Below are 23418 nucleotides of genomic sequence, written 5' to 3'. Positions count from 1 at the left end.
CTTTCATTTTTTACACCCGCAAGTCCTCATCCCTTTCACAAGGAGTTCCTGATGAAATTCAAGTCCAATCTGCTTTCAGCCGCTGTGCTGTGCGGCCTCACGGCCACAAGTTTTATCGCTTCGGCGCAAACCCTGCGAGTCGCCAACCAGGGCGATTCATTGTCGATGGATCCGCATTCGCTGAACGAGTCACTGCAGCTCAGCGTGACGGGCAACGCGTATGAAGGCCTGGTCATCCGCAACAAGGACCTGAGCCTGGCGCCTGGCCTGGCGACCTCGTGGAAACAGACGTCACCTTCCGTATGGCGCTTCGAACTGCGCAAGGGCGTGCAGTTTCACGACGGCACGCCGTTCACCGCCGATGACGTGGTGTTCAGCTTTAACCGGACCCAGGCCGACGGCTCGGACATGAAGAGCTACACCAACGACTTCAAGGAAGTGCGCAAGATCAACGACCATGTGGTCGAGATCGAAACCAAAACACCCTTTCCCATCTTGCCCGACGTGATCACGCTGGTTTACATCATGAGCAAGAAATGGTGCGAAACCAACCAGGCGACCAAGCCGGTGGACCGCCGTAAAGGCATTGAAAACGCCGCGTCCTTCCGTGCCAACGGCACCGGCCCTTACCGGGTACGGGAGCGTCAACCCAATGTGCGCACCACCTTTGTCCGCAACGGCACCTACTGGGGCAAGATTGAAGGCAACGTTCAGGAGGTGGTCTTCACCCCCATCGGCAACGACGCCACGCGCGTGGCAGCCTTGCTGTCCGGTGAAGTCGACGTGATGGAGCCCGTGCCGGTGCAGGATATTGACCGTGTCAACAGCAACGCCGCAACCCGTGTTCTGGCCGGACCAGAGCTGCGCACCATTTTCCTGGGCATGGACCAAAAGCGCGACGAACTCCTGTATTCCAGCGTGAAGGGCAAAAACCCGTTCAAGGACAAGCGCGTGCGCCAGGCCTTCTATCAGGCCATCGACATCGAAGGCATCAAGAAAACCGTGATGCGCGGCGGCTCCAACCCGACAGCGCTGCTGATCGGCCCCGGTATCAACGGCTTCCAGGCCGACCAGAACAAGCGCTTGCCCTACGACCCTGAAGCCGCCAAAAAGCTGATGGCAGATGCCGGCTATGCGAGCGGCTTTGAAGTGTCCATGAACTGCCCGAACGACCGTTATGTGAACGACAGCCGGATTTGCCAGGCTGTGGCAGCCAATCTTTCACGCATCAACGTCAAGATCAACCTCCAGGCTGAAACCAAAGGCACCTATTTCCCCAAGATTTTGCGTCGCGACACCAGCTTTTACATGCTGGGCTGGACACCCGGCACCTATGACGCCCACAACGCCATGAATGCCCTGGTCGCCTGTGTCGACGACAAGGGCGCCGGCCAGTTCAATCTGGGCGCATATTGCAATCCGAAGTTTGACGAGCTGACCAGGAAGGTTCAATCCGAAACCGACAAGACCAAACGCAATGCGATGATCAAGGAAGCGTTCGACATCCACGGGGCCGACATCGGCCACATACCGCTGCACCAGCAGTCGCTGGCCTGGGGCATGAACAAGAAGGTGGAACTGGTCCAGATGGCCGACAACTTCATGTTCTTCAAGTGGATAACTGTGAAGAAGTAAGCCCCCTATTGCCTTTTCGCTTCGCGTAACGGCTTCTCCCCTACAGGGGACAACAGCAGCGGCCCGGCAAAGCCGGTTCCGCGCTGAAGGTAACCTCCCCCTGTTGCCTTTTCGCTTCGCGTAACGGCCTCTCCCCTGCAGGGGACAACAGCTGCGGCCCGGCAAAGCCGGTTCCGCGCTGTTGCTGGCACAGGTCTCGCTTTGCTCGTCTTTGGTTATATGGATTGCTCTTTCTTTTGATGACAAAAACTCTTGCGCGCTGGTTTGACAGCGATGTGGGCCACAGTTTTCGCACCTCGCCGGTTGCGATGCTTGCGGCGGCCATTGCGCTGGTCTGCGTTTTCTGTTCGGTGTTTGCCGGCTGGGTGGCCCCGCACGACCCATTTAACCTGAGCACGCTGGAGCTCAGCGATGCGCGCCTGCCGCCGGCCTGGAGCGCCCAGGGCAGCGCCAAATACCTGCTGGGCACCGATGACCAGGGTCGCGACATTTTGTCGGCGCTGATGTATGGCGCGCGCATTTCATTGGTAGTGGGTGTGGCCTCTGTCATCCTGTCCATGCTGGCCGGCGTGTCGCTGGGCTTGCTCGCGGGCTTTCGCGGCGGCTGGATCGACGCAGCCCTGATGCGCGTATGCGATGTGATGTCGTCTTTTCCGCCCATCCTGGTCGCGCTACTGATCGCCGGTGTGGGCCGCGCGGTGTTTCCTGACGCGAGTCAGCTGCTCGCCATGGGTGTGCTGATTCTGTCTATTTCGATGGGGCAGTCGGGTTGGGTGCAATACGCGCGCACCGTGCGTGGCTCCACCATGGTGGAACGCAGCAAGGAATATGTACAGGCTGCACGCGTCACCGGTGTCTCGCCCTTGCGCATCATGCGGCGCCATGTGCTGCCCAATGTGATGGGGCCTGTACTGGTGCTTGCCACCATCCAGGTGGCGACCGCCATCATCACCGAAGCCACGCTGTCCTTCCTGGGCGTGGGCGCGCCGCCCACCTCACCCTCGCTGGGTACGCTGATCCGCGTCGGAAACGACTACCTGTTCTCGGGCGAGTGGTGGATCACCGTGTTCCCGGGCCTGATGCTGGTGTTGATTGCGCTGAGCGTGAACCTGCTGGGTGACTGGTTGCGTGATGCCCTCAATCCCCGTCTGAGGTAGGCCAAAAAATGAATGCCCCCACGCTTGTCACTACGTGTACTACGCTGCCCCCCGAGGGAGCGCATTTTTCCTTGGGGCGGCCCGGCGGAAAAACCTTACTCATCGCTCACTTCGTGAGCTGAACCGTCAATGAGCCTTCTGCAAATCAAGAATCTTGTGGTCGAGTTTCCCGGCCGGCGTGGCACGCTGCGTGCGCTGGACGACATCACATTTGACATCGCACCCGGAGAAATCCTTGGCGTGGTCGGTGAATCGGGCGCGGGCAAGTCGCTGACCGGCGCAGCCATCATCGGCCTGCTGGAGCCGCCCGGGCGCGTGGCGGGCGGCCAGATCCTGCTCGAGGGCGAACGCATCGACAACCTGCCCCATGAGCGCATGCGCCACATCCGGGGGAGAAAGATAGGCGCGATCTTCCAGGATCCGCTGACCTCGCTGAATCCGCTCTACACCATAGGCCGGCAATTGGTGGAAACCATCCAGGCTCATTTGCCTGTCAGCACGCAGGAAGCCCGGGCGCGCGCCATCGAACTGCTGGACGACACCGGCATTCCCGCCGCCGCACAGCGCATAGACCACTACCCGCATCAGTTCTCGGGCGGTATGCGCCAGCGCGTGGTAATCGCCCTGGCGCTGGCGGCCGAGCCCAAGCTCATCGTGGCCGACGAACCGACCACCGCGCTTGACGTATCGATCCAGGCACAAATCATCACCCTGCTCAAAAACATCTGCCGGCAGCGCGGTGCCGCCGTCATGCTGATCACCCACGACATGGGCGTGATCGCCGAAACCTGCGACCGTGTGGCCGTGATGTACGCCGGGCGGATCGCCGAGCTCGGACCGGTGCATCAGGTGATCAACCATCCATCACACCCCTATACCGCGGGCCTGATGGCCGCCATTCCCGACATCACAGTGGAACGCGAACGCCTCTACCAGATCGACGGCGCCATGCCTCGCCTGAACGCCATTCCCCAGGGCTGTGCCTTCAACCCGCGCTGCCCCAAAGCGTTCGACCGCTGCCGTCAGGAACGGCCCGACCTGATGCCAGCCGGTGCTACGTGGGCGGCCTGCTGGCTGCATGACACGCACGAAGGGGTGGCGGCATGAGCGACATTTTGAGCACGTCCCAAGTCAGCGCGGGAGAATTTTCCGCCGGGCCGCCCCAAGGAAAATCGGCCCCCTCGGGGGGCAGCGAAGTACGCGAAGCGACAAGCGTGGGGGCGTTAGTCCAAGCCCACGACCTTGCGAAAACCTTCGATGTGTCGCCACCCTGGCTGAACCGGGTGCTCGAACGCAAGCCCAGGCTGCTGCTAAAGGCCGTCGACGGCGTGAGCTTCGACATCGAGAGAGGCAAGACGCTGGCACTGGTCGGCGAGTCGGGCTGCGGCAAAAGCACCGTCGCCCGCCTGCTGGTGGGTCTCTATGAGCCGACGCGCGGTGGATTGACCTTTGACGGCCAGGATGCGCATTCCGCTTTCAAGACACCCCAGGGCCGGCAATTGCGCAGGCGCATCCAGATGATTTTTCAGGACCCCTATGCCAGCCTGAACCCGCGCTGGACTGTGGAAGACATCATCGCCGAACCATTGCACGAGCACGGCATCCTGAGTGACAGTGCAGCACTCAAGGAACGGGTGGACGAGCTGCTGAGGTCGGTGGGTCTGTCTGCGCTGGACATGCCCAAGTATCCGCATCAATTCTCGGGCGGGCAGCGCCAGCGCATCTCGATCGCGCGCGCGCTGGCCACGGAGCCCGAGTTCCTGGTCTGCGACGAGCCGACCTCTGCGCTGGACGTGAGCGTGCAGGCACAGGTGCTTAACATCATGAAAGACCTGCAGCGAAAGCGCGGCCTGACTTACCTCTTCATCTCGCACAACCTCGCAGTGGTGCGCCACGTGAGCGACCAGGTCGGTGTGATGTACCTGGGCCGCCTGGTCGAGATGGCCGACAAGCACAGCCTGTTCGACAGGCCGCGCCATCCCTACACACGCATGCTGCTGGATGCCATCCCCAAGATGCATGACACCGGCCGGGCCCGCACGCCGGTATCGGGCGAAGTGCCCAATCCGCTGAACCCGCCCGCCGGCTGCACCTTCCACCCGCGCTGCCCGCATGCCAACGAGCGTTGCCGCAGCGAACGGCCGGAGTTTCTGCAGCTCGAAGGCGTTCGTGTGGCCTGCCATGCGGTTGAAGAGGGCCGAATTTAGGGAACAAATACCAGGAACCCAGGCACGGCCATGCAAAGCGGAACCGGCTTGGTTAATATGTACTCTCAGGGGACACTGCCATGAAAATCATTGAATCCATCCTGGCCGGGGCGGCCGACATCGCTGCCGTGCGCCGCGACATCCACGCCCATCCCGAACTGTGCTTCCAGGAAGTACGCACCGCCGACGTGGTCGCGCAAAAGCTCGAATCTTGGGGCATCCCGATTCACCGCGGCATGGGCACCACCGGCGTGGTGGGTATCGTGCACGGCCGCGACGGCGGCGCTTGTGGCCGGGCCGTGGGGCTGCGCGCCGACATGGACGCGCTGCCCATGCAGGAGTTCAACAAATTCCCCCATGCCAGCACGCGGCAGGGCAAGATGCACGCCTGTGGCCATGATGGCCACACCGCGATGCTGCTGGCCGCGGCACGCCACCTCTCGCAGAACCGAGACTTTGACGGCACGGTCTACCTGATCTTCCAGCCGGCCGAGGAAGGCGGCGGCGGCGCACGCGAGATGATCAAGGACGGCCTCTTTGAAAAATTCCCCGTCGAAGCGGTCTTTGGCATGCACAACTGGCCGGGCGCGCCTGTCGGCACTTTCGCGGTCAGCGCGGGTCCAGTGATGGCATCAAGCAACGAGTTCAAGATCACTATACGCGGCAAGGGCAGCCACGCCGCGATGCCGCACTTCGGCATCGACCCTGTGCCTGTCGCCTGCCAGATGGTGCAGGGCTTCCAGACCATCATCAGCCGCAACAAAAAACCGGTTGATGCGGGCGTCATCTCGGTGACCATGATTCACGCCGGAGAAGCGACCAACGTGGTGCCGGACTTCTGCGAGTTGCAGGGCACAGTGCGCACGTTCAGCATTGAGGTGCTGGACATGATTGAAAAGCGCATGAAGGAAGTGGCCGAACACACCTGTGCCGCGTTTGAAGCACGCTGCGAATTCGAGTTCACGCGCAACTACCCGCCCACGGTCAACAGCGCCGCCGAGGCCGACTTCGCACGCCGGGTGATGAGCGACATCGTGGGGCCGGCCAACGTGCTGCCGCAGGAGCCCACCATGGGCGCCGAAGACTTCGCCTACATGCTGCAAGCCAAGCCAGGCGCCTACTGTTTCATTTCCAACGGTGACGGCGCGCACCGCGACATGGGCCACGGCGAAGGGCCGTGCACGCTGCACAACCCGAGCTACGACTTCAACGACGACCTGATCCCCCTGGGCGGCACCTACTGGGTCCAGCTGGCTACGCGCTGGCTGGGTACGGTTCCTGAGGCGCGCCCCTGACAACGCCAACAACACCATGAACACACACGCGGCTTTTTCAGCCAGTTATGCGGCTGCGCGCGCCAAATTCCTCGAGGCGGCTCGCGCCGCCGGCATGGCGCTTCGCGCCTATGAACACCCGCTGAAGGGCCGCGACGGCGAAACCCTCGCGATGGACGTGGCCCTGGACGGCTCGCCTGACGCAAACAAGCTCTTTATCGTCAGCAGCGCTTGCCACGGCGTGGAAGGCTACTGCGGCTCGGGTGTGCAGGTGTGCGCCGCACAGGACGCCGAATGGCGCGCCAAGGCCCGCGCGGGCGGTGTGGCGGTGCTCTACATTCACGCGATCAATCCCCACGGCTTTTCCCATGCACGGCGCACCACGCACGAAAACGTGGACTTGAACCGCAACTTCCATGACTTCGGCCAGCCCTTGCCTGTGAATGAGGCTTACCGCGAGCTCCACGATTTGCTGCTACCCGCGCAGTGGCCCCCTACAAGCGAAAACCAGGCCGCCATTGCGGCCTATATTGACACCCGTGGCGTGGCACGCTACCAGGCGGCCGTGTCGCAAGGCCAGCATGAATACGCCGATGGCATGTTTTTCGGCGGGACGGAGCCCACGTGGAGCAATCGCACCTTGCGCGAAGTGCTGCAAACCTTCGGGCAACGGGCTAAACGCATCGCCTGGATGGACCTGCACACGGGGCTGGGCCCCAGCGGGATTGGTGAGCGCATTTTTGCCTGCGACAACGATCCCATAGCCCTGGCACGTGCGCGCGCCTGGTGGGACGGCGGCGGCGCCACCCCCGTCACCTCGTTCTACGACGGCTCCTCCAGCTCGGCGCACCTGACGGGTTTGATGTGGGCGTCGGTTCCCGACGAATGCCCGCAGGCCGAATACACCGGCATGGCCATGGAATACGGTACGGTGCCCATTCTGGACGTCATTGCCGCCCTGCGCGCCGACCACTGGCTGCACAAGCATCCTGAGATGCCCGCGGAGCAACAGGCGACGATCAAGCGGCAGATGATGAACGCGTTTTATGTCGACACGGACGAATGGCGCTCACAAATCGTGGCTCAGGCGCGCCAGGCCATGTTCCAGACCGTGGGCGGACTGAACACCCCCTGAACCAGGGCAGCATAATGACTCGGGTGCAGCCATTGCAGCAGCCCTCTTTTCAACCCGAGCACGAAAGCCGCGCCATGCCGTCCGACGCCGACCTGCAACTCCAGCTCAAGCAGCTGCAACAGCAATACCAGGCGTTAGAGGCCGACTACCGGAATCTGCAGCTTGAAAAGCAGAAGCAGGAGACATCCGCCAACCTGTGGCTGGAACAGCGAACCCGCGAACTTCAGGCCGAAGCACTGGAGCAAAAAAAAGCCGAAGCCCTGCAACGGGTTTTTTACCGCATTGCCGAGCGTGCAGCAGCAGATCTCTCTTTCTACGATTTCCTGCAGTCGGTTCACGGCTTGCTGGGAGAGCTGCTGTATGCCAAAAATTGCTATGTGTGCCTGTACGACGCGCAGAAACACCGAAAGGATTTTCCCTACTACGTGGACGAGCGCGATGGCGATGCGCTGCAACTGAGCAATGTGCCGTATCGCAGGGGTCTGACCGAATTCGTCCTGAGTACCGGCAAGCCGCAAATTATTGACGCCATGCGCCTCAAGGTACTGGAAGCCGCCGGTGATGTGACGGAAGGCAGTGGCGACATGACTTTCAGTTCCTGGCTGGGCGTGCCCATGCACATACGCGGCACCATAGGCGGCGTGCTCGCGGTGCAGGGATATGAGCCGGGCGTGGCCTACAGCGACACCGATGCCGACATCCTGTCCTTTGTCGCCAACCACGTCAGCAGTGCGATTGAACGCTATCAGGCGCTGGATGAATTGCGTAAATCGGAAGAGCGCTACCGCACGGTGATTGAAAACGTCGGTGTCGGCGTGGTGGTGGTGCAGGACGGCCGCATGGTATTTGCCAACCCCAGCCTGGAGCGCATCGTGGGCCACCCGCGGGAGTACCTGCTGTCCCAGCCCTACACCGCGACCGTCCACCCCGACGACCTGCCGGTGATGCGCGAGCGCCACGAGCGTCGCCTGCGGGGCGACGAAGTCGACTCGATGTACGGTTTTCGCGTGATCACCCAGGCCGGCGAAGTTCGTTCGCTGGAGCTCTCCGCCGTGCAGATCGAATGGGGCAAACGCGAGGCGACCCTGATCTTCGTGGTAGATGCGACGGCCCGCTTGCAGGCCGAACTGACGCAGCGCCAGACCCTGCAGCGGCAAACCGAGCTCAATGACATGAAGTCGCGCTTCATCTCGGTGGCGTCGCATGAATTCCGCACGCCGCTGGCCTTTATCCTGTCGTCCGCCGAACTCCTCAAGCACTACGGCGACCGCCTGCCCGAACTCGAAAAAGCCGACGTCATCGCCACCATAGAAACCGGCGTACAACGCATGACCCAGATGCTGGACCGCGTGCTGCTGCTGGGCAAGGTGGAGGCCCAAATGCTGGCGTTCCAGCCGGCAGAGATCAATCTGCAACTGCTTTGCCAGAACCTGGTGGAAGATGCGCGCATCCAGTATTCAGAGGCGGGCTGTGAACTGGCCCTGGAATTCGGGGCCCGGCCGGACATCGGGCTTTTTGATGAAAAGCTGCTGCGCCATATCTTCGGCAACCTTCTGTCCAACGCCATCAAGTATTCGCCGCAAGGCGGAAAAGTCTCTTTTCGCGTGTTTCCGTCGGAGGGACGTGTGGCCTTTGAGGTGGCGGACCAAGGCATAGGCATTCCGGCCGAAGAGCTTCCCCACCTCTTCGAGTGGTTCCACCGGGCCAGCAACGTCGGCGAAATCCAGGGCACGGGCCTGGGGCTGGCCATCGTCAAAAATTCGGTCGACCTGCACGGCGGCCACATAAGCGTAACCAGCGTCGTGGGCCAGGGTACGCGCTTTACCGTCACGATTTGAGGCGCGGAACCGGGCCAAACCAGCCCGCGCACCGGGCAGATTGGGGAAACCGGGGTAAGGCTATAAGATGGATACCAGCCCGGCACTGCGACAGAGCCTGCCGGGTGGTTCAGGGAAATCAGCTCCGCCCACGATGAAATGCGGGGCCTTCAATGCGAAAGAAAAATGGCGCGCATTCTGGTGATTGAAGATGAATCCCATATCCGGGACAACCTGCTGCGCTTTGTCCGGCTGGAGGGCCACGAAGGCCTGGCAGCGGCAGACGGCCATGCCGGCCTGCAAGTGGCCAGGGAGCAGCAGCCGGACCTGATTTTTTGCGACGTGATGATGCCGCTGATGAACGGCATGGAAGTTCTGGCCGCGCTGCAATCGGAACCCGCCCTCAAGCAGGTGCCCTTTGTGTTCTTGTCGGCCAGTGCGGAGTCAGAGCGGCTGGAGGAAGCCTTGCGCCTGGGTGCCAGCGGCTACGTGACCAAGCCCTTTAACTTCGCGCAACTGCACGCGGTGCTCAAGCAGCATCTGCCCAGGTAGAGCTGGCGCCCGTGGCGCTAAAGGCCCAGTGCCTTCCAGCCCGTGTGGCCCAGCTCTTCGAGTGTCGCGATGTTCTGCTCAAAGATGGCCTCAGCCTCGGGAAACGCCTCCACGGCCCGTGCCACGCTTTCCTCGCGCAGCAAATGCAGGATGGCAAAGGGCGCGCGGTTCGTGTAGTTGCCAATGTCGCCGGGCTCGGTGCCATCGAACTGGAACTGCGGGTGAAAGCTGGCCAGCTGGATCACGCCTTCGAGGCCATGCTCATCCACCACGCCTTCGGCGATTTCCAGGAAATCGTTGAAGTCCAGGAAGTCGTCAAACAGCGTGGGGTGGATCAGCAATGTGGTGTCGACCTCTTCGGCCGGCGTCGCCGCCAGCAGATCCAGTTCGCGATCCAGTTCCTCGAGCAGGCCGTCCGCATGTTTCGCATGGCTTACCACCAGGCGAACCTGGTTCTTGACGTAGACCGCCTTGGCGAACGGGCACAGGTTGAGCCCGATCACGGCTTTTTCAAGCCAATGCCGGGTTTGGGTCAGGACTTCATCGTCGGTCATCACGATCTCCGGAACACTTTTCTTTGCCAGCAGGGGCCGCGGAACCGGCTTAGCCGGGCCGCAGGCGCAGCGCCCCCTCGGGGGGCAGCGCATTACACGAAGTGAAAAGCGTGGGGGCTTAATGCAGTGCCTTGAACCGCACACGCTTCGGTTTGGCGCCCTCTTCACCCAAGCGCTTCTTCTTGTCGGCTTCGTACTCCTGGTAGTTGCCGTTGAAGAAGGTCCACTGGCTGTCGCCTTCGGCGGCCAGGATGTGGGTGGCGATGCGGTCCAGGAACCAGCGGTCATGGCTGATCACCAGCACGGAGCCGGCGAATTCCAGCAACGCGTCTTCGAGCGCGCGCAGGGTTTCCACGTCCAAATCGTTCGAGGGTTCATCAAGCATCAGCACGTTGCCGCCCGCGATCAGGGTCTTGGCCAGGTGCAGGCGCCCGCGCTCTCCGCCCGACAGCATGCCGACGCGTTTTTGCTGGTCGGCACCGTTGAAGTTGAAGCGGCCTGCATAGGCGCGACTGGGCATGGTGAACTTGCCGACGGTCAGCATGTCCAGGCCGCCCGAAATGTCTTCCCAGACAGTTTTTTCATTGGCCAAATCATCGCGGTGCTGGTCGACGAAAGCCATGCGCGCGGTCTTGCCGATGGCGACTTCACCGCTGTCGGGCGTTTCCTTGCCGGCGATCAGCTTGAACAACGTGGACTTGCCTGCGCCGTTGGGGCCGATGATGCCGACGATGGCGCCTGCGGGCACCTGGAAGCTGAGGTTGTCGATCAGCAGGCGGTCGCCGAAGGATTTGCTGACATTCTTGAATTCGATGACTTCATTGCCCAGGCGCTCGGCCACAGGGATGAAGATTTCCTGGGTTTCGTTGCGCTGCTGGTATTCGAAGTCGGAGAGTTCCTCAAAACGGGCCAGGCGCGACTTGCTCTTGGCCTGGCGCGCCTTGGGGTTCTGGCGTGACCATTCGAGTTCCTTCTTCAGGGCCTTGGCCCGGGCTTCCTCACCCTTTTGCTCCTGTGCCAGGCGCTCGCCCTTCTGGTCCAGCCAGCTGCTGTAGTTGCCCTTCCAGGGGATTCCGTGGCCGCGGTCCAGCTCCAGGATCCACTCGGCGGCGTTGTCCAGGAAGTAGCGGTCGTGGGTAATGGCCACCACAGTGCCTGAAAAGCGCTGCAGGAACTGCTCCAGCCAGTCCACCGATTCGGCGTCCAGGTGATTGGTGGGTTCGTCAAGCAGCAGCATGTCGGGCCGGGACAGCAGCAGGCTGCACAGGGCCACGCGGCGTTTTTCGCCGCCCGAGAGCACGCCGATCTTGGCGTCCCAGGGCGGCAGGCGCAGCGCGTCGGCGGCGATTTCAAGCTGGTGCTCGGAATCGGTGCCGGCAGTGGCGATGATGGCTTCCAGGCGGGCCTGCTCGGCGGCCAGCGCATCGAAGTCGGCATCAGGCTCCCCGTAGGCGGTGTACACAGCTTCGAGCTGGGCCTTGGCGGCGAATACCGCGCCCATACCGGCTTCCACGCTTTCGCGCACCGTGTGCTCGGGGTCCAGCTTGGGTTCCTGCGGCAGGTAGCCGATGTTCAGCCCCGGCATGGGAGTGGCTTCGCCCTCGATTTCCGTGTCCAGGCCGGCCATGATCTTGAGCAGCGTGGACTTGCCGGAACCGTTGGTGCCCAGCACGCCGATCTTGGCGCCCGGGAAGAAACTGAGCGACACCTCTTTAAGGATATGGCGCTTGGGCGGCACGATTTTGCCGACCTTGTTCATAGTAAATACGTACTGAGCCATCAGGATTAACTTTGGTAAAAATGAAAAACAATGCAGGAAAACGGGCTGCTTGCCGCCTGTACATGCTATTTCTACAGGCTGTCAGCAGGCTTTCTTGCGGGCTGGAACGACACGCCGCGCCTGGGCGCAAACGCCTTTTGGCAAAGCGTGTTTTATGCGTGAATGCCTCCATTATCGTTGCTGTGCGACAATACAGGCGTTGCTGGCTCCAGTTGCCTTCAACATTTGGGCACATCCGGGTACCGCTTCAAGTGGCTGCTTACGATGTAAAACGTAATGTTTAGGGCCCACTTTCTGACCCCATCTGCCTTTGACTGGCGGGTTTGCCTTTCAACAAGGCGCCCAACAGGCCGATCTAAAGCGCCACACAGGCGCAACATCATGACATTTGAAGAATTGAATCTGGCTCCGGCCATTCTGAAGGCCGTGCTCGAGCAGGGCTACGACACCCCCACCCCCATCCAGGCCCAGGCGATCCCCGCCGTGCTCAAGGGCGTCGACCTGCTGGGCGGCGCCCAGACCGGCACCGGCAAGACCGCTGCCTTTACGCTGCCCTTGCTGCAGCGCTTGTCCACCGAAGCGCGCCTGACCAACCGCCGCGGCGTCAACGCCGTACGCGCCCTGATCATGACCCCCACCCGCGAACTCGCGGCCCAGGTCGAAGAAAGCGTCCGCACCTACGGAAAATACACCGACCTCACCTCCATGGTGATGTTCGGCGGCGTCGGCATGGGCGCCCAGATTGAAAAACTGCGCCGCGGCGTCGATATCCTGGTCGCCACTCCCGGCCGCCTGCTGGACCATGCGAGCCAGGGCACGCTGGACCTGAGCCAGGTACAGATCCTGGTGCTCGACGAAGCCGACCGCATGCTGGACATGGGCTTTATCCACGACATCAAAAAAGTGTTGGCCCTGGTGCCCAAGCAGAAACAATCGCTGTTGTTCAGCGCGACCTTCAGCGACGAAATCCGTGAACTGGCCAACGGCCTGCTGAAGAACCCCGAATCCATCCAGGTCACGCCGCGCAACACCACGGTGCAGCGCATCACGCAGACCATCCATCCCGTCGGGCGAGCCAAGAAAAAAGCGCTGCTTACCCACATCATCAACGAGCACAACTGGAGCCAGGTGCTGGTGTTCACCCGCACCAAGTTTGGCGCCAACAACGTGGCCGAGCACTTGACCAAAAACGGCATCCCCGCGATGGCGCTGCACGGCAACAAGAGCCAGACCGCCCGCACCCAGGCCCTGGCCGATTTCAAGAGCGGAACGATTCGCGCCTTGGTGGCCACTGACATCGCCGCCCGCGGCATTGACATCGACGAGCTGCCGCACGTCGTGAACTACGAAATCCCGAATGTCAGCGAAGACTACGTGCACCGCATCGGCCGTACTGGCCGCGCCGGCAACAGCGGCGAAGCCGTCAGCCTGGTCTGCCTGGATGAAGAAGGCTTCATGCAGGACATCGAGCGCTTCACCAAGCAGAACATCGAAAAAGTCATCGTCCCCGGCTTTGAAGCGGAACCCGGTGAACGCGCCGAGCCGCTGGCCATGGGTCGCCAGACCATTTGGGGCGGCTTGGGCAAGCCGCCTAGCCGCGACGTGATGCAGGCTGCCGCCAAAGCAGCCCGTACTGAAATGATGCAGCGCATCCGCGATACCAAGGGGGCACAGCCCGCGCGCGGCGCAGGCGGTGGCAACGGGGGCGGCAACGGCGGCGCCCGTGGACGCGGCCCCGCCGGCGGTGGCAATGGCGGAGGAAATGGCGGCGGCCGCGGCCCGCGCACCCCCAACCCCGGCCAGCCGCGCCAGGCTTCCGGTTATTCGCAGAACGGTCAGCCGCCACGGCAGGCCCAGGCGCCGCGCCATCGCGACGACCAGCAGCCGCGCGCGCCCCGCAACGAGTCAAGGGAGCCACGCAATGACTTCGACAACCAGCAACCTGCCAGCCACGCCTCCTCCGGCTTCCCATCCTCCGGCCAGCCCACAGGCGGCAACCGCGGCAACTACCGGGGCGGCAACCGCTCCGGCGGTGGCGGCGGTTCGGGTGGCGCTGGTGGCCGGGGCAACGGGCCTCGTCGGCCAGGCGGTCCTGGCTCGTTTACTGGCCGATAAGCGCTATTCGGCGGTTCACTGTGTAGGCCGCCGTGCGCCTGCGCAGCACGACGCACGGCTGGCCGTGCACCTGACCGATTCATTCGCGGACTTCACGGCGCCGCCAGTCGATGATGTCTTCATTGCACTGGGCACCACGATCAAAACGGCCGGCAGCCAGGCAGCTTTCAGGGCCGTGGATTTCGACGCCGTGCTGGCCGTAGCCCGCGCTGGCCGAATTGCCGGCGCTACACGGCTGGGTGTGGTCAGTGCCATGGGCGCTGATTCGCACTCCGCCCTCTTCTACACGCGCGTTAAAGGCGAAGCGGAAGAAGCACTCGCACTACTGGGCTTTTCCACTCTGGTGGTGGTGCGGCCCTCATTCCTGGCGGGTGAGCGCGAGTCTTTGGGCCAGGCGCCGCGCGCCGGTGAAAAAATCGCACTCGGCCTGAGCCGGCTCCTAAGCAGGGTGATCCCTGCCAACTACCAGTCCGTTTCAGCGGAAAGCGTCGCACGTACGCTGGTTGAAGAAGTGGCCGTTCGCCGGGGCCAACACGTGGTGCTGTCGGGCGAGATGCAGCAACGCTAGGGTCTGTTCAGGCAGCTTTCAGTTGCTTGGCCGGGTCGCTCAGCTTGGGCAAACGGCGCCGCGAGCCGAGCACCAGTTCGATATCCTCGCGCGCACCGTCAATCAACACCAGAATCGCTTTTTCAGCTTTTGCCGGGTTGCGTGCAATCACGGCGTCCAGCACGGCACGATGCAGCGGGAGTGAAAGCTTGGGCCCGTCCTTGCGGCTCGTGGAAATCTCAAAGCTGGTACGCAGCAGCGCACTCAAGGCTCTGCTCATCTGGACGAGCATGCGGTTATGGGCGGCCCGCAGTAGTCCCTGATGAAAGCGCAGATCATAGGTGACATAGTCGCCGCCGCCTTCAATGGCACGCTTCATGCCTGCATAGGCATCCTCGATTTCAGCGACTTCTGCGGCTGTTGCCCGCTCGGCTGCCATGCGTACGGCAGCAGGCTCCACCAGGCGCCGCAACTCAAGCAGGTCACGCAAAAATTCGGGTGTGATGCCGGCCTTGGCCTTCCAGGCGATGACGTCGGGATCGAACCAATTCCAGTGCTCCTCGGTCAGCACGCGGGTACCCACTTTGGGCCCGGTGGTGACAAGGCCCTTGGCGATCAGCGACTTGACCGCTTCGCGCACCACCGTGCGGCTCACGCCAAGCTCTTCACAAAGAATAGGCTCCGGTGGCATAGACATGCCTGCGGCATAACGCCCCGCGACAATGGCTTCCCCGATGTGGTCAACCGTGTTGCCGTGGACGTTTTTCATGGTGGCCATGGTGTTGCCTTAACCCCGCACAAACAGCGTGACCAGCGGGTCCGGCCCGACCTGGCGACTCCAGTGGCCGTGCAGGGCCGGGTCAAAGGTGGCGCCGGTCGGCAACACGTCGGCCGAGTAGAAATGCTGGCCCGGCTTGAAGATGCGGGAAACGCCGCCCTGCAGGCCGATTTCCATCTCGCCACCCAGGATGAACACCCACTGCGGGTTCGGCGTGCAATGGAACTGGCTGCGAAACCCCGGCGGGCTGTGGCGCAACTGGTAACCGCCCGAAGCAAACAACGTGGACAGCATGGCCTGCGGCGAGCCTTCGCCAAGCGGGATCGTCTCATCCCGGAATTTGGCCCGACCGTCGGTATCGGTGTAAAGAATGACTTTGGGGAAAACGGTCACAAGGGACTCCGGTGAATGGATGTGAAAAGCAGGCGCCTCATGAAGTTTCGCCGCCGAAGGCGATTTGCACTTTCATGGATTGGCGCTTGTCGCCGGCGAGTGTAAAGGCATGCGTGGCCTGGTCGAAGGCGACGATGTCAGTGATGACGGGCCGCCCGTCGATGAGCCGCTGATTCAGGAAGGCCACCGCCACGGCGAATTCAGGATGGAAGCGGAAGGTGCCGCGCAACTCCAGCTCCTTGGCGACAAGGGTGTTGAGCGGCAGGGAGATATTGCCACCCAGACCCACCGTCACGATGACGCCGCGCGGCGCCACCACATCCAGGCCGGCGACCAGGGCTTTCTCATTGCCCGAGGCCTCGAACATCACATCGAACTGCCCCTTGCCGGCGGCGAAGGCCGCCAGGGCGTCGGGTTCCTGGGCCAGGTTGATGGTCTGGTCAGCGCCCATTTTTTTGGCACAGGCAAGGGGAAGCTCGGCAATGTCGGCTGCGACGATGCGGGCCGCGCCCGCGCGGCGCAGGCCGGCGATCAGCAAGGCGCCTATGGGTCCGCAGCCGGTGACCAGCACCTGCTTGCCGAACACCGAGCCGGCCCTCGAAATGGCGTGCAAGCCCACCGACAGGGGCTCGGCCAGCGCGGCCTCGGACAAGGGAAGGTCATCAGCCACCGGATGCGCCTGGGCGGCCTCTATGACCAGGGTTTCGCGGAAAGCGCCCTGGATGTGCGGAAAGCGCATTGCGCTGCCGTAAAAGCGCATGTCCATGCAATGGTTGTGCAGGCCTTGCTGGCAGAAGCGGCAAACACCGCAAGGCCGGGACGGTGAAATTGCGATGCGCTGGCCGGCGCGCAGGCCGTTGACCTCGCTGCCCACGGCCTCGACCACGCCCGATACCTCATGGCCCAGCACCATGGGCTCCTTGATACGCACCGTGCCGAAGCCGCCGTGCTGGAAGTAGTGCAGGTCGGAGCCGCAGATGCCGCCGAACGCCACCCGTACCCGCAACTGCTTCGGACCCAGGTGTTCGGTATCCAGCGCGTCAAGACGCAGGTCTAGGGGTGCATGACAGACAAGTCCACGCATGATGTTTCTCCCTGGTTGGGCGGGCAGGCGGCGGCTTCACAGCGTCGCCGTCACCCCGCCGTCGACATACAAAACATGGCCATTGACAAAGCTGGAGGCATCGCTGGCCAGGAACACGGCCGCGCCGGCCAGTTCCGCCACTTCTCCCCAACGCCTGCTGGGCGTTCGCGCGGTAAGCCAGGCGCTGAACTGCTCGTCGGCCACCAGCTTTTCCGTCAATTCGGTCTTGAAGTAGCCGGGGCCCAAGCCATTGACCTGGATGCCATAGGGCCCCCAGTCAATCGCCATGCCTTTGGTCAGCATCTTGACCGCACCCTTGCTGGCCATATAGGGCGCGATGTTGGGCCGCCCGAGCTCGCTCTGCACCGAACAGATATTGATGATCTTGCCGCTGCGGCGCTCAATCATTTTTCGGGCTACAGCCTGCCCGACAAAAAAAACACTGTCGACGTTGGTGCGCATCAACTCATGCCAATCTTCAGCCGGAAAATCCTGCAGGGCCATGCGTCGCTGCATGCCGGCGTTGTTCACCAGAATATGGACAGGGCCTATTGACGATTCAATGTCATCTACTGCGGCCTGCGCGGCCGATGCCTGGGTCACGTCAAATACGCGCGTGTGGATAATCAATCCTTCGCTTCGCAGCGTGTTTGCAGCTCGCTCCAGCTTGAGGCCGTCGCGGCCGTTAAGCACCACGGCGGCGCCGGCCTGACCCAAACCACGTGCCAGCGCAAAACCAATGCCGCCGGAAGACCCCGTCACCAGCGCCAGTCGACCATCAAGACTGAACATGCCTGCAGCCATTGCGCCTCAATCCAGACGGGCACCGCTAGCGTCGTCAAAGACATGGCTCTTGCCGTTCGCGATTTCGAGATGAACGATATCGTCTGGCCGCACCGCTGTTCGGCCATGCATCACCAATATGACGTTGGCGCCACCGACATTGAGCAAAAGTTCAGTTTCAGCACCGGTAGGCTCCACCACAATCACCTTTGCAGGAATGCCCTGCCCGCTTGTCGACAACGAGATGTCACCGGGCCGTACACCATAGTGCACCGGCTGGCCGTCGCGCGCCTGCGAAATCGTGCCAATGGGCCACTGGTGTCCCTGCGCCTCCACCCAGGCTTGTCCGCCCGATTGGCGCAAAACGCCCTTGAACACATTCATGGACGGGGAACCAATAAATTGCGCAACGAACAAATTACCGGGGCGGTCGAACAGCTCGAGCGGCGTGCCGATTTGCTCGATGATGCCGTCATGCATCACCACGATGCGGTCGGCCATGGTCATGGCCTCGATCTGGTCGTGCGTGACGTAAACCGTAGTGGTCTTCAGACGCTGGTGCAGGGCCTTGATCTCGGCACGCATGGCCACACGCAGCTTGGCATCCAGGTTAGAAAGCGGCTCATCGAACAGGAAGACCTTGGGGTCGCGCACGATGGCCCGGCCCATGGCCACGCGCTGGCGCTGCCCGCCCGACAGTTCGCGCGGGAAGCGATCCAGCAGCGGGTCCAGGTTCAGGATACGGGCGGCGTCACCGACGCGCTTGTTGGTGAGTTCGGCATCAGCCTTGCGCAGCTTCAGACTGAAAGCCATGTTGTCGCGCACCGTCATGTGCGGGTACAGGGCGTAGCTCTGGAACACCATGGCGATATCGCGATCCTTGGAATCCAGCTCGTTGATGACCTTGCCGTCAATCGACATTTCACCGCCGCTGATTTCCTCGAGCCCGGCCAGCATGCGCAGCAGCGTGGACTTGCCGCAGCCCGACGGACCCACCAGTACGACGAATTCGCCGTCGGAGATGTCGAAGCTGATGCCGTGAATGATCTTGACCTTGCCGAAGGCCTTCTCGATATTGCGAAACGATACAGATGCCATGAGATTCCCGTTATTTCCTGATAAAGACCGAGTCCCAGCCAGCGCCGGGCCGCCCCAAGCCGGCTACGACCCCCGGGGGGCTGGAGCCCGCGGCTCCAAGCCTGCCTGCGCAGGCTTGGACGGGCGACAGAGGCGAAGCGTCCCGCGAGCCGCGGCCTGCAAGGCCTCGCGCAGTACACAAAGTGACAAGCGTGGGGGTCATGTTTAGCTTTTCACGGCGCCGGCCGTCAGGCCGGACACCATGTAGCGCTTGAATGTGTAATAGATAGCCGCCGGAGGCAGCGCGTAAATCAGGCCGGTGGCCATCAGCAGTTCCCAGGGCGAATCGTCGGCCGCCAGGAAATTGCCCAACGCCACCGCCAGCGTCACGCTGGTGTCCCTGGACAGCAGCAGGAAGGCGTAGAGATACTCGTTCCAGGCCAGCAGCAGCGCATAGGTGCCAACCGCCACCAGCGACGGCACCATGAGTGGCAGGTAAACCAGCCGAAACAACTGCATCGCCGTAGCGCCGTCCATCTTGGCCGCTTCGTCAAGTTCGTAAGGCAGTTTGTCGGAGGCCTGCTTGAGCACCCAGATGCAATACGGCGAGGCGATGGTCACCATGGCCAGAATCAGCGACCACTGGTGGTTGAGCATGCCGTAGTTACCCATGGTCTTGTACATGGGAACGGCCAGGAAAGCGGCGGGAATGAAGTAGGTGAAGAGCGCCATGTTCATCACCGTGCGGCCTCCGCGCACTTTGAGGCGGCTGATGGCAAAGGCTGCGGTGGTGGAAACCACCAGCGTCAACACGCCCACAGACAGCGCGATCACCAGCGAGTTGCCCAGTTGCACCCAGAAGTGGTCGAGGTAGAAATGCTTTTGCCAGAACACCGTCTCGAAATTGCTCAATGTGGGATTTTTAGGCCAGAGCCGCCCCGTCGTGGCTTCGTTTCTTGGCGAAATTGCAAACAGCACCATGTGGTAGATCGGAATCAGCGTCCACAGCAGCACCGGGATACCGATCAACAGCAGTCTGGCCTCGCGACTCACCTTGCGAAGTGTGATGCGGCTCATTTGGACAACCTTTTCATCATGAAATACACCAGCGGCAAGACGAGGGGAAGGGCCACGACAATGGACGCCAGCGACAGATCCACCTGGTCCAGGCGCAAATAGCGGATGCCGAGCGTAGCCAGCACATGGGTCAGATCGGCGGGCCCGCCGCCCGTGAGCAGGTAAACGCTGTTGAAGTCGCCCAGCGTCCAGATCATCGACAGGATGGTCGACGTCAGGTAGAGCGAGCGCATCGACGGCCAGGTGATGAACCGGAACTTCTGCCAGATGGTGGCACCGTCTACCGACGCTGCTTCATACTGCTCGGCCGGGATGGCCATACGGCCGGCAAGCAGAATCAGTGTCCAGAACGGCAACGACTTCCAGATGTGGGCCAGCATCGAAAAACACAGCGCCAGCGTCGGATCATTAAGCCAGTTGGGCCCGTCAACGCCGGTCATCTTGTAAATGAGCGTATTGATGACACCCCACTCAGGGTTGAGCATGAAGCGCATGGACAGAATGGTCGGAATCGACGGCACCGCCCAAGGCAGGATAAATACGACCGACAAGCCCTTGACCCACCAGCGCGTGTTCAGGAAAAAACCCGACAGGAATAACGCGACCACCATCTTGACGTTGACCGCCACGACGATAAACACCACGGTATTGACCAGCGAGCGGAAGAATATCGGGTCGGCAAAAAGCCGGACATAACTCTCGGGATGGCGTGCGAGCCACAAGCCATACCCTACCGGGTAAATAACGAAAACCAGAAATATCAGCAGATAGGGAATAACAAGAACCAGCCCCCACTTCTCCCATGAAGTCATGGCTCCGCGCTCTGCGCGCAAAGAGGGGCCGGCCTGGTCGATGATTGCAGTGCTCATGCTTTTGGTACGCGCGCCACCCGTCTGGGCGATCCAGTCCGGGCAGCGCGGCTTTCTTCAGTCAACGAAAGGTCAGTTGGCCACGGTTTTGATGCGGGCAATCATTTCATCAACAGCCTTGTCCACCGGCACTTTTTCATTGATGACGCGGTTGGCCGCCTTGGCCCAGACGTTCTCATTGTTCAGGATGGTGAACTTGTAGTTCTTGGTGAACTCAAAATTGACCGTGCCGTTCATGAACTGGTTGTAGACCGACTGGCGGTGCGCATCGGCCTTCCAGAACGGACGCTGCTGCGCAGTCTTGGTCACAGGGAACCAGCGGCCCAGCGAGCCCTCCACGTAAGGCGTCAGGTTTTCCTCTTGCATCAGGAAGGACACGAACTCCTTGGCGCGGGCCTTGTTCTTGGCCTGGTTGAACACCACACCCACCTTGACGGCGGCGCGGTAAACCATCTTGCTGCCGTCGGGCTTGTTTGGGAAGCCAGCCGTGCGGATGCGCTCGGTGTAGTTCTTCTTCGCGGTCTCGCGCTCTTCGGGCTTGAGCGACGCGTTGTTCATGTCGTCCAGCCATTTCGCGGCGATCGAGATCGTGGCGTTGTGGGTCAGGATGGTGGTCTTGTTGTGGAAAGCGACATTGTTGTCCGGGTCTTTCCAGCTGGTGGACGACGGTGGCGTGCAGCCCTTGGCGTACGGCTGCGTGTAGTCAGTCAACGCACTGATCAGGCCGGCACGGACTTTCGGGTCATCAACCAGCAACTTGCCGCTGTCACTGACCAGACTCACGTTGTAGGCGTCCATGAAAGTCAGGAACGAATAAAAGGAATCGCTCGAATCCACGCCCAGCGGTTGGCCGATACCAAAGGTGCGATTGCCGCTCTTCTGGCGATAAGCCGGCTGCACCTTGTCGCACCAGAATGACCAGTAGTCCTTCCAGCCGGTAGGAATGTCGGACTCCTTGAAGCCGGCTTCATTGAGCATGTCCACCCAGTACTCGATGTGCATGGTCTGCTGCTTCATCGGAAAGGCGTAATAGGCCCGGTTCTTGGCGACGTCGTTATAGAGAAAGGCGGTTTCAACCGTGTTGGGCGCAAAACGCGCACGCATGGGGTTGATCACGCTGCTGATGTCTTCGAGCTTGCCGTCAAAGGCCCACTTGCCTGCAACCTGGAAGTCATAGACGTCGGCATAAGCCACATCGGGCGGACTGCCGGAATCAAGGGCCGCGACGGTTTTCGGGATCATGTCCTGCACCGGGTACTGCGACAGCTCGATCTTGACGCCTTTGTGCTTGTCTTCGTACTTCTTGATGGCAGCGAAAAGTGCGTCATCTTCGGCCTTGTAAAAGCCCTTGACCCACCAGACGGTGAGCTTTTCCTGGGCCACAGCCTGCCCGGCTGTCACCAGGCCTGCCGCGACCATCGCGGTGGCAAGGATTGTCTTGAGTCTCATTTGGCTTGTCTCCTCTGCGGGTTAATTGTTTAGCTGGCAAAACGGCGCCTGCGTTCCTTGACGCATTGTTATCATATGATGTTTAACCGAAGTGTTTTCTATGGAAAACCCGAAGCACCAAGGCTCGTTGGCACCCCTTTCAATGCCATTCCGGTACAGGGGTGAGGAGGGGTTGCCCTTCAAAGTGCGCCTGCAGATTGCTGACCGCCAGATTGGCCATCGCGTGGCGCGTCTGCACAGTGGCACTGGCCATGTGCGGGGTCAGCACAACATTGTCCATGGACCACAACGCCTCCAGGGGATGCGGCTCCTGCTCGAATACATCGAGGCCCGCGCCGGCGATGACGCCATTCTTTAATGCACCCACGAGAGCGGCCTCATCCACAACAGACCCACGCGCCACATTGATCAAATAACCCGCAGGGCCCAGCGCTTTCAGTACATCTGCATTGATCAGATGGCGGGTGCCGACTCCGCCCGGCGTAATGACCACCAGGAAGTCCACCGCGGCAGCCAGTGCCTGTGCCGTCGGGTAAAAGCTGTAAGCAAGTTCAGGCTTGGCGCTGCGGCCGGTATAGGCAATCGACATGCCAAAGGCTTCAGCCCGGCTGGCGATGGCCTGACCTATCCGCCCCAACCCGACAATTCCCAGGCGAGCACCCGAGACTTTGCGTGCAAGCGGCATGGGTCCTTCTTTCGCCCAGCGCCCGGCCCGCACATAACGGTCGGCCAGCGGTATGCGCCGTGCCACTGACAGCATGAGACCCAGGGCCAGGTCGGCGACCTCGTCATTCAGTACCCCAGGGGTGTGCGTCACCGGGATACGGCGTTCCAGTGCGCTGGTGACGTCGACGCCGTCATAACCCACACCCATGATGGAAATGATCTCGAGTGCGGGCAACTGGTCCATCAATGCGCGCGGCACCCTGGATTCGCCGCCACCGGCAACGCCGCGTATGAGGGATGCAACTTTGGCAAAGGCCGCCGGGTCGCTTTCATGCAGCCTGTCGTGCACCTCAAAGGACGCCTGAAGCGGCTCCATCAGAAAGGGCGGGAGCTTGGCAACAGCAAGGATATGCGGACGGACGGAAGGGCCGGATGGCGGGGCAGACAAGGGGCGAACTCCTGCGGTCAT

21 protein-coding genes are annotated in these 23418 nt (G+C 61.7%); 10 read left to right on the top strand and 11 right to left on the bottom strand.

All coding sequences use genetic code 11. The annotated features are described in order from the left end of the window. Positions 1-51: 51 nt before the first annotated feature. From AC1DVV_RS02035 to AC1DVV_RS02000, 8 genes are all read left to right on the top strand, one after another. Entirely contained in the window at positions 52-1635 is a 1584-nt protein-coding gene (locus tag AC1DVV_RS02035) for an ABC transporter substrate-binding protein (protein WP_457279244.1), read from the top strand. A gap of 239 nt (positions 1636-1874) precedes the next feature. Beyond that, positions 1875-2792: an ABC transporter permease gene (locus AC1DVV_RS02030; RefSeq protein WP_457279245.1), complete on the top strand. Its 918-nt coding sequence runs from the start codon at positions 1875-1877 to the stop codon at positions 2790-2792. Between the two features lie 129 nt (positions 2793-2921). Beyond that, on the top strand, positions 2922-3899 hold the full coding sequence (locus AC1DVV_RS02025; RefSeq protein ID WP_457279246.1) for an ABC transporter ATP-binding protein: 978 nt from the start codon (positions 2922-2924) through the stop codon (positions 3897-3899). Then, positions 3896-4999 carry an ABC transporter ATP-binding protein gene (locus AC1DVV_RS02020; RefSeq protein ID WP_457279247.1) on the top strand — a complete coding sequence of 368 codons (1104 nt, stop codon included), beginning with the start codon at positions 3896-3898 and terminating at the stop codon, positions 4997-4999. The genes AC1DVV_RS02025 and AC1DVV_RS02020 overlap by 4 nt, the downstream gene beginning before the upstream one ends. Before the next feature lie 80 nt (positions 5000-5079). Beyond that, entirely contained in the window at positions 5080-6294 is a 1215-nt protein-coding gene (locus AC1DVV_RS02015) for a M20 aminoacylase family protein (protein WP_477702253.1), read from the top strand. Positions 6295-6310: 16 nt separating this feature from the next. Continuing rightward, positions 6311-7408: a M14 family metallopeptidase gene (locus tag AC1DVV_RS02010; RefSeq protein ID WP_457279249.1), complete on the top strand. Its 1098-nt coding sequence runs from the start codon at positions 6311-6313 to the stop codon at positions 7406-7408. A 74-nt stretch (positions 7409-7482) separates the two neighbouring features. Then, positions 7483-9246, top strand: coding sequence for a sensor histidine kinase (locus tag AC1DVV_RS02005; RefSeq protein WP_477666297.1), 1764 nt, complete (start codon positions 7483-7485; stop codon positions 9244-9246). A 165-nt stretch (positions 9247-9411) separates the two neighbouring features. Next, on the top strand, positions 9412-9777 hold the full coding sequence (locus AC1DVV_RS02000) for a response regulator transcription factor (protein WP_457279251.1): 366 nt from the start codon (positions 9412-9414) through the stop codon (positions 9775-9777). A 17-nt stretch (positions 9778-9794) separates the two neighbouring features. Here AC1DVV_RS02000 and AC1DVV_RS01995 read toward each other — a convergent pair whose 3' ends face one another. Together AC1DVV_RS01995 and ettA are read right to left on the bottom strand one after the other, a co-directional pair. After that, complete coding sequence (locus AC1DVV_RS01995) at positions 9795-10331, bottom strand: DUF1415 domain-containing protein (RefSeq protein ID WP_457279252.1); 537 nt, start codon at positions 10329-10331, stop codon at positions 9795-9797. 118 nt (positions 10332-10449) lie between these two features. Further along, positions 10450-12111 (bottom strand): energy-dependent translational throttle protein EttA, encoded by a 1662-nt coding sequence (gene ettA / locus AC1DVV_RS01990; RefSeq protein ID WP_457279253.1) that lies wholly within the window; start codon positions 12109-12111, stop codon positions 10450-10452. A gap of 381 nt (positions 12112-12492) precedes the next feature. Here ettA and AC1DVV_RS01985 point away from each other — a divergent pair, with 381 nt between their 5' ends. Continuing rightward, positions 12493-14226 carry a DEAD/DEAH box helicase gene (locus tag AC1DVV_RS01985; protein ID WP_457279254.1) on the top strand — a complete coding sequence of 578 codons (1734 nt, stop codon included), beginning with the start codon at positions 12493-12495 and terminating at the stop codon, positions 14224-14226. Next, the gene (locus AC1DVV_RS01980; RefSeq protein ID WP_457279255.1) at positions 14168-14794 is read left to right on the top strand and encodes a Rossmann-fold NAD(P)-binding domain-containing protein; all 627 of its coding nucleotides are present in this window, start codon (positions 14168-14170) and stop codon (positions 14792-14794) included. Before AC1DVV_RS01985 ends, AC1DVV_RS01980 begins: the two co-directional genes overlap by 59 nt. Before the next feature lie 7 nt (positions 14795-14801). On the opposite strand, the gene AC1DVV_RS01975 is transcribed toward AC1DVV_RS01980, so the two are convergent. From AC1DVV_RS01975 to AC1DVV_RS01935, 9 genes are all read right to left on the bottom strand, one after another. Then, positions 14802-15551, bottom strand: a complete 750-nt coding sequence (locus AC1DVV_RS01975) for a FadR/GntR family transcriptional regulator (RefSeq protein WP_477702252.1) — start codon at positions 15549-15551, stop codon at positions 14802-14804. A gap of 9 nt (positions 15552-15560) precedes the next feature. Next, positions 15561-15944 (bottom strand): cupin domain-containing protein, encoded by a 384-nt coding sequence (locus AC1DVV_RS01970; protein ID WP_457279257.1) that lies wholly within the window; start codon positions 15942-15944, stop codon positions 15561-15563. Between the two features lie 37 nt (positions 15945-15981). Continuing rightward, positions 15982-17028, bottom strand: coding sequence for an L-idonate 5-dehydrogenase (locus AC1DVV_RS01965; protein WP_457279258.1), 1047 nt, complete (start codon positions 17026-17028; stop codon positions 15982-15984). 36 nt (positions 17029-17064) lie between these two features. Next, positions 17065-17820, bottom strand: coding sequence for an SDR family oxidoreductase (locus tag AC1DVV_RS01960; RefSeq protein ID WP_457279259.1), 756 nt, complete (start codon positions 17818-17820; stop codon positions 17065-17067). Positions 17821-17838: 18 nt separating this feature from the next. After that, positions 17839-18909, bottom strand: a complete 1071-nt coding sequence (locus AC1DVV_RS01955; RefSeq protein ID WP_457279260.1) for an ABC transporter ATP-binding protein — start codon at positions 18907-18909, stop codon at positions 17839-17841. Positions 18910-19113: 204 nt separating this feature from the next. After that, the gene (locus AC1DVV_RS01950) at positions 19114-19965 is read right to left on the bottom strand and encodes a carbohydrate ABC transporter permease (RefSeq protein WP_457279261.1); all 852 of its coding nucleotides are present in this window, start codon (positions 19963-19965) and stop codon (positions 19114-19116) included. After that, positions 19962-20834, bottom strand: coding sequence for a carbohydrate ABC transporter permease (locus AC1DVV_RS01945; RefSeq protein ID WP_457279262.1), 873 nt, complete (start codon positions 20832-20834; stop codon positions 19962-19964). Before AC1DVV_RS01945 ends, AC1DVV_RS01950 begins: the two co-directional genes overlap by 4 nt. Before the next feature lie 72 nt (positions 20835-20906). Beyond that, on the bottom strand, positions 20907-22283 hold the full coding sequence (locus AC1DVV_RS01940; protein WP_457279263.1) for an ABC transporter substrate-binding protein: 1377 nt from the start codon (positions 22281-22283) through the stop codon (positions 20907-20909). 139 nt (positions 22284-22422) lie between these two features. Continuing rightward, on the bottom strand, positions 22423-23418 hold the full coding sequence (locus AC1DVV_RS01935) for a 2-hydroxyacid dehydrogenase (protein ID WP_457279264.1): 996 nt from the start codon (positions 23416-23418) through the stop codon (positions 22423-22425).

Source organism: Polaromonas sp. P3_B4, from assembly GCF_056402835.1.
This window is presented reverse-complemented; position numbering and strand designations above follow the sequence as displayed.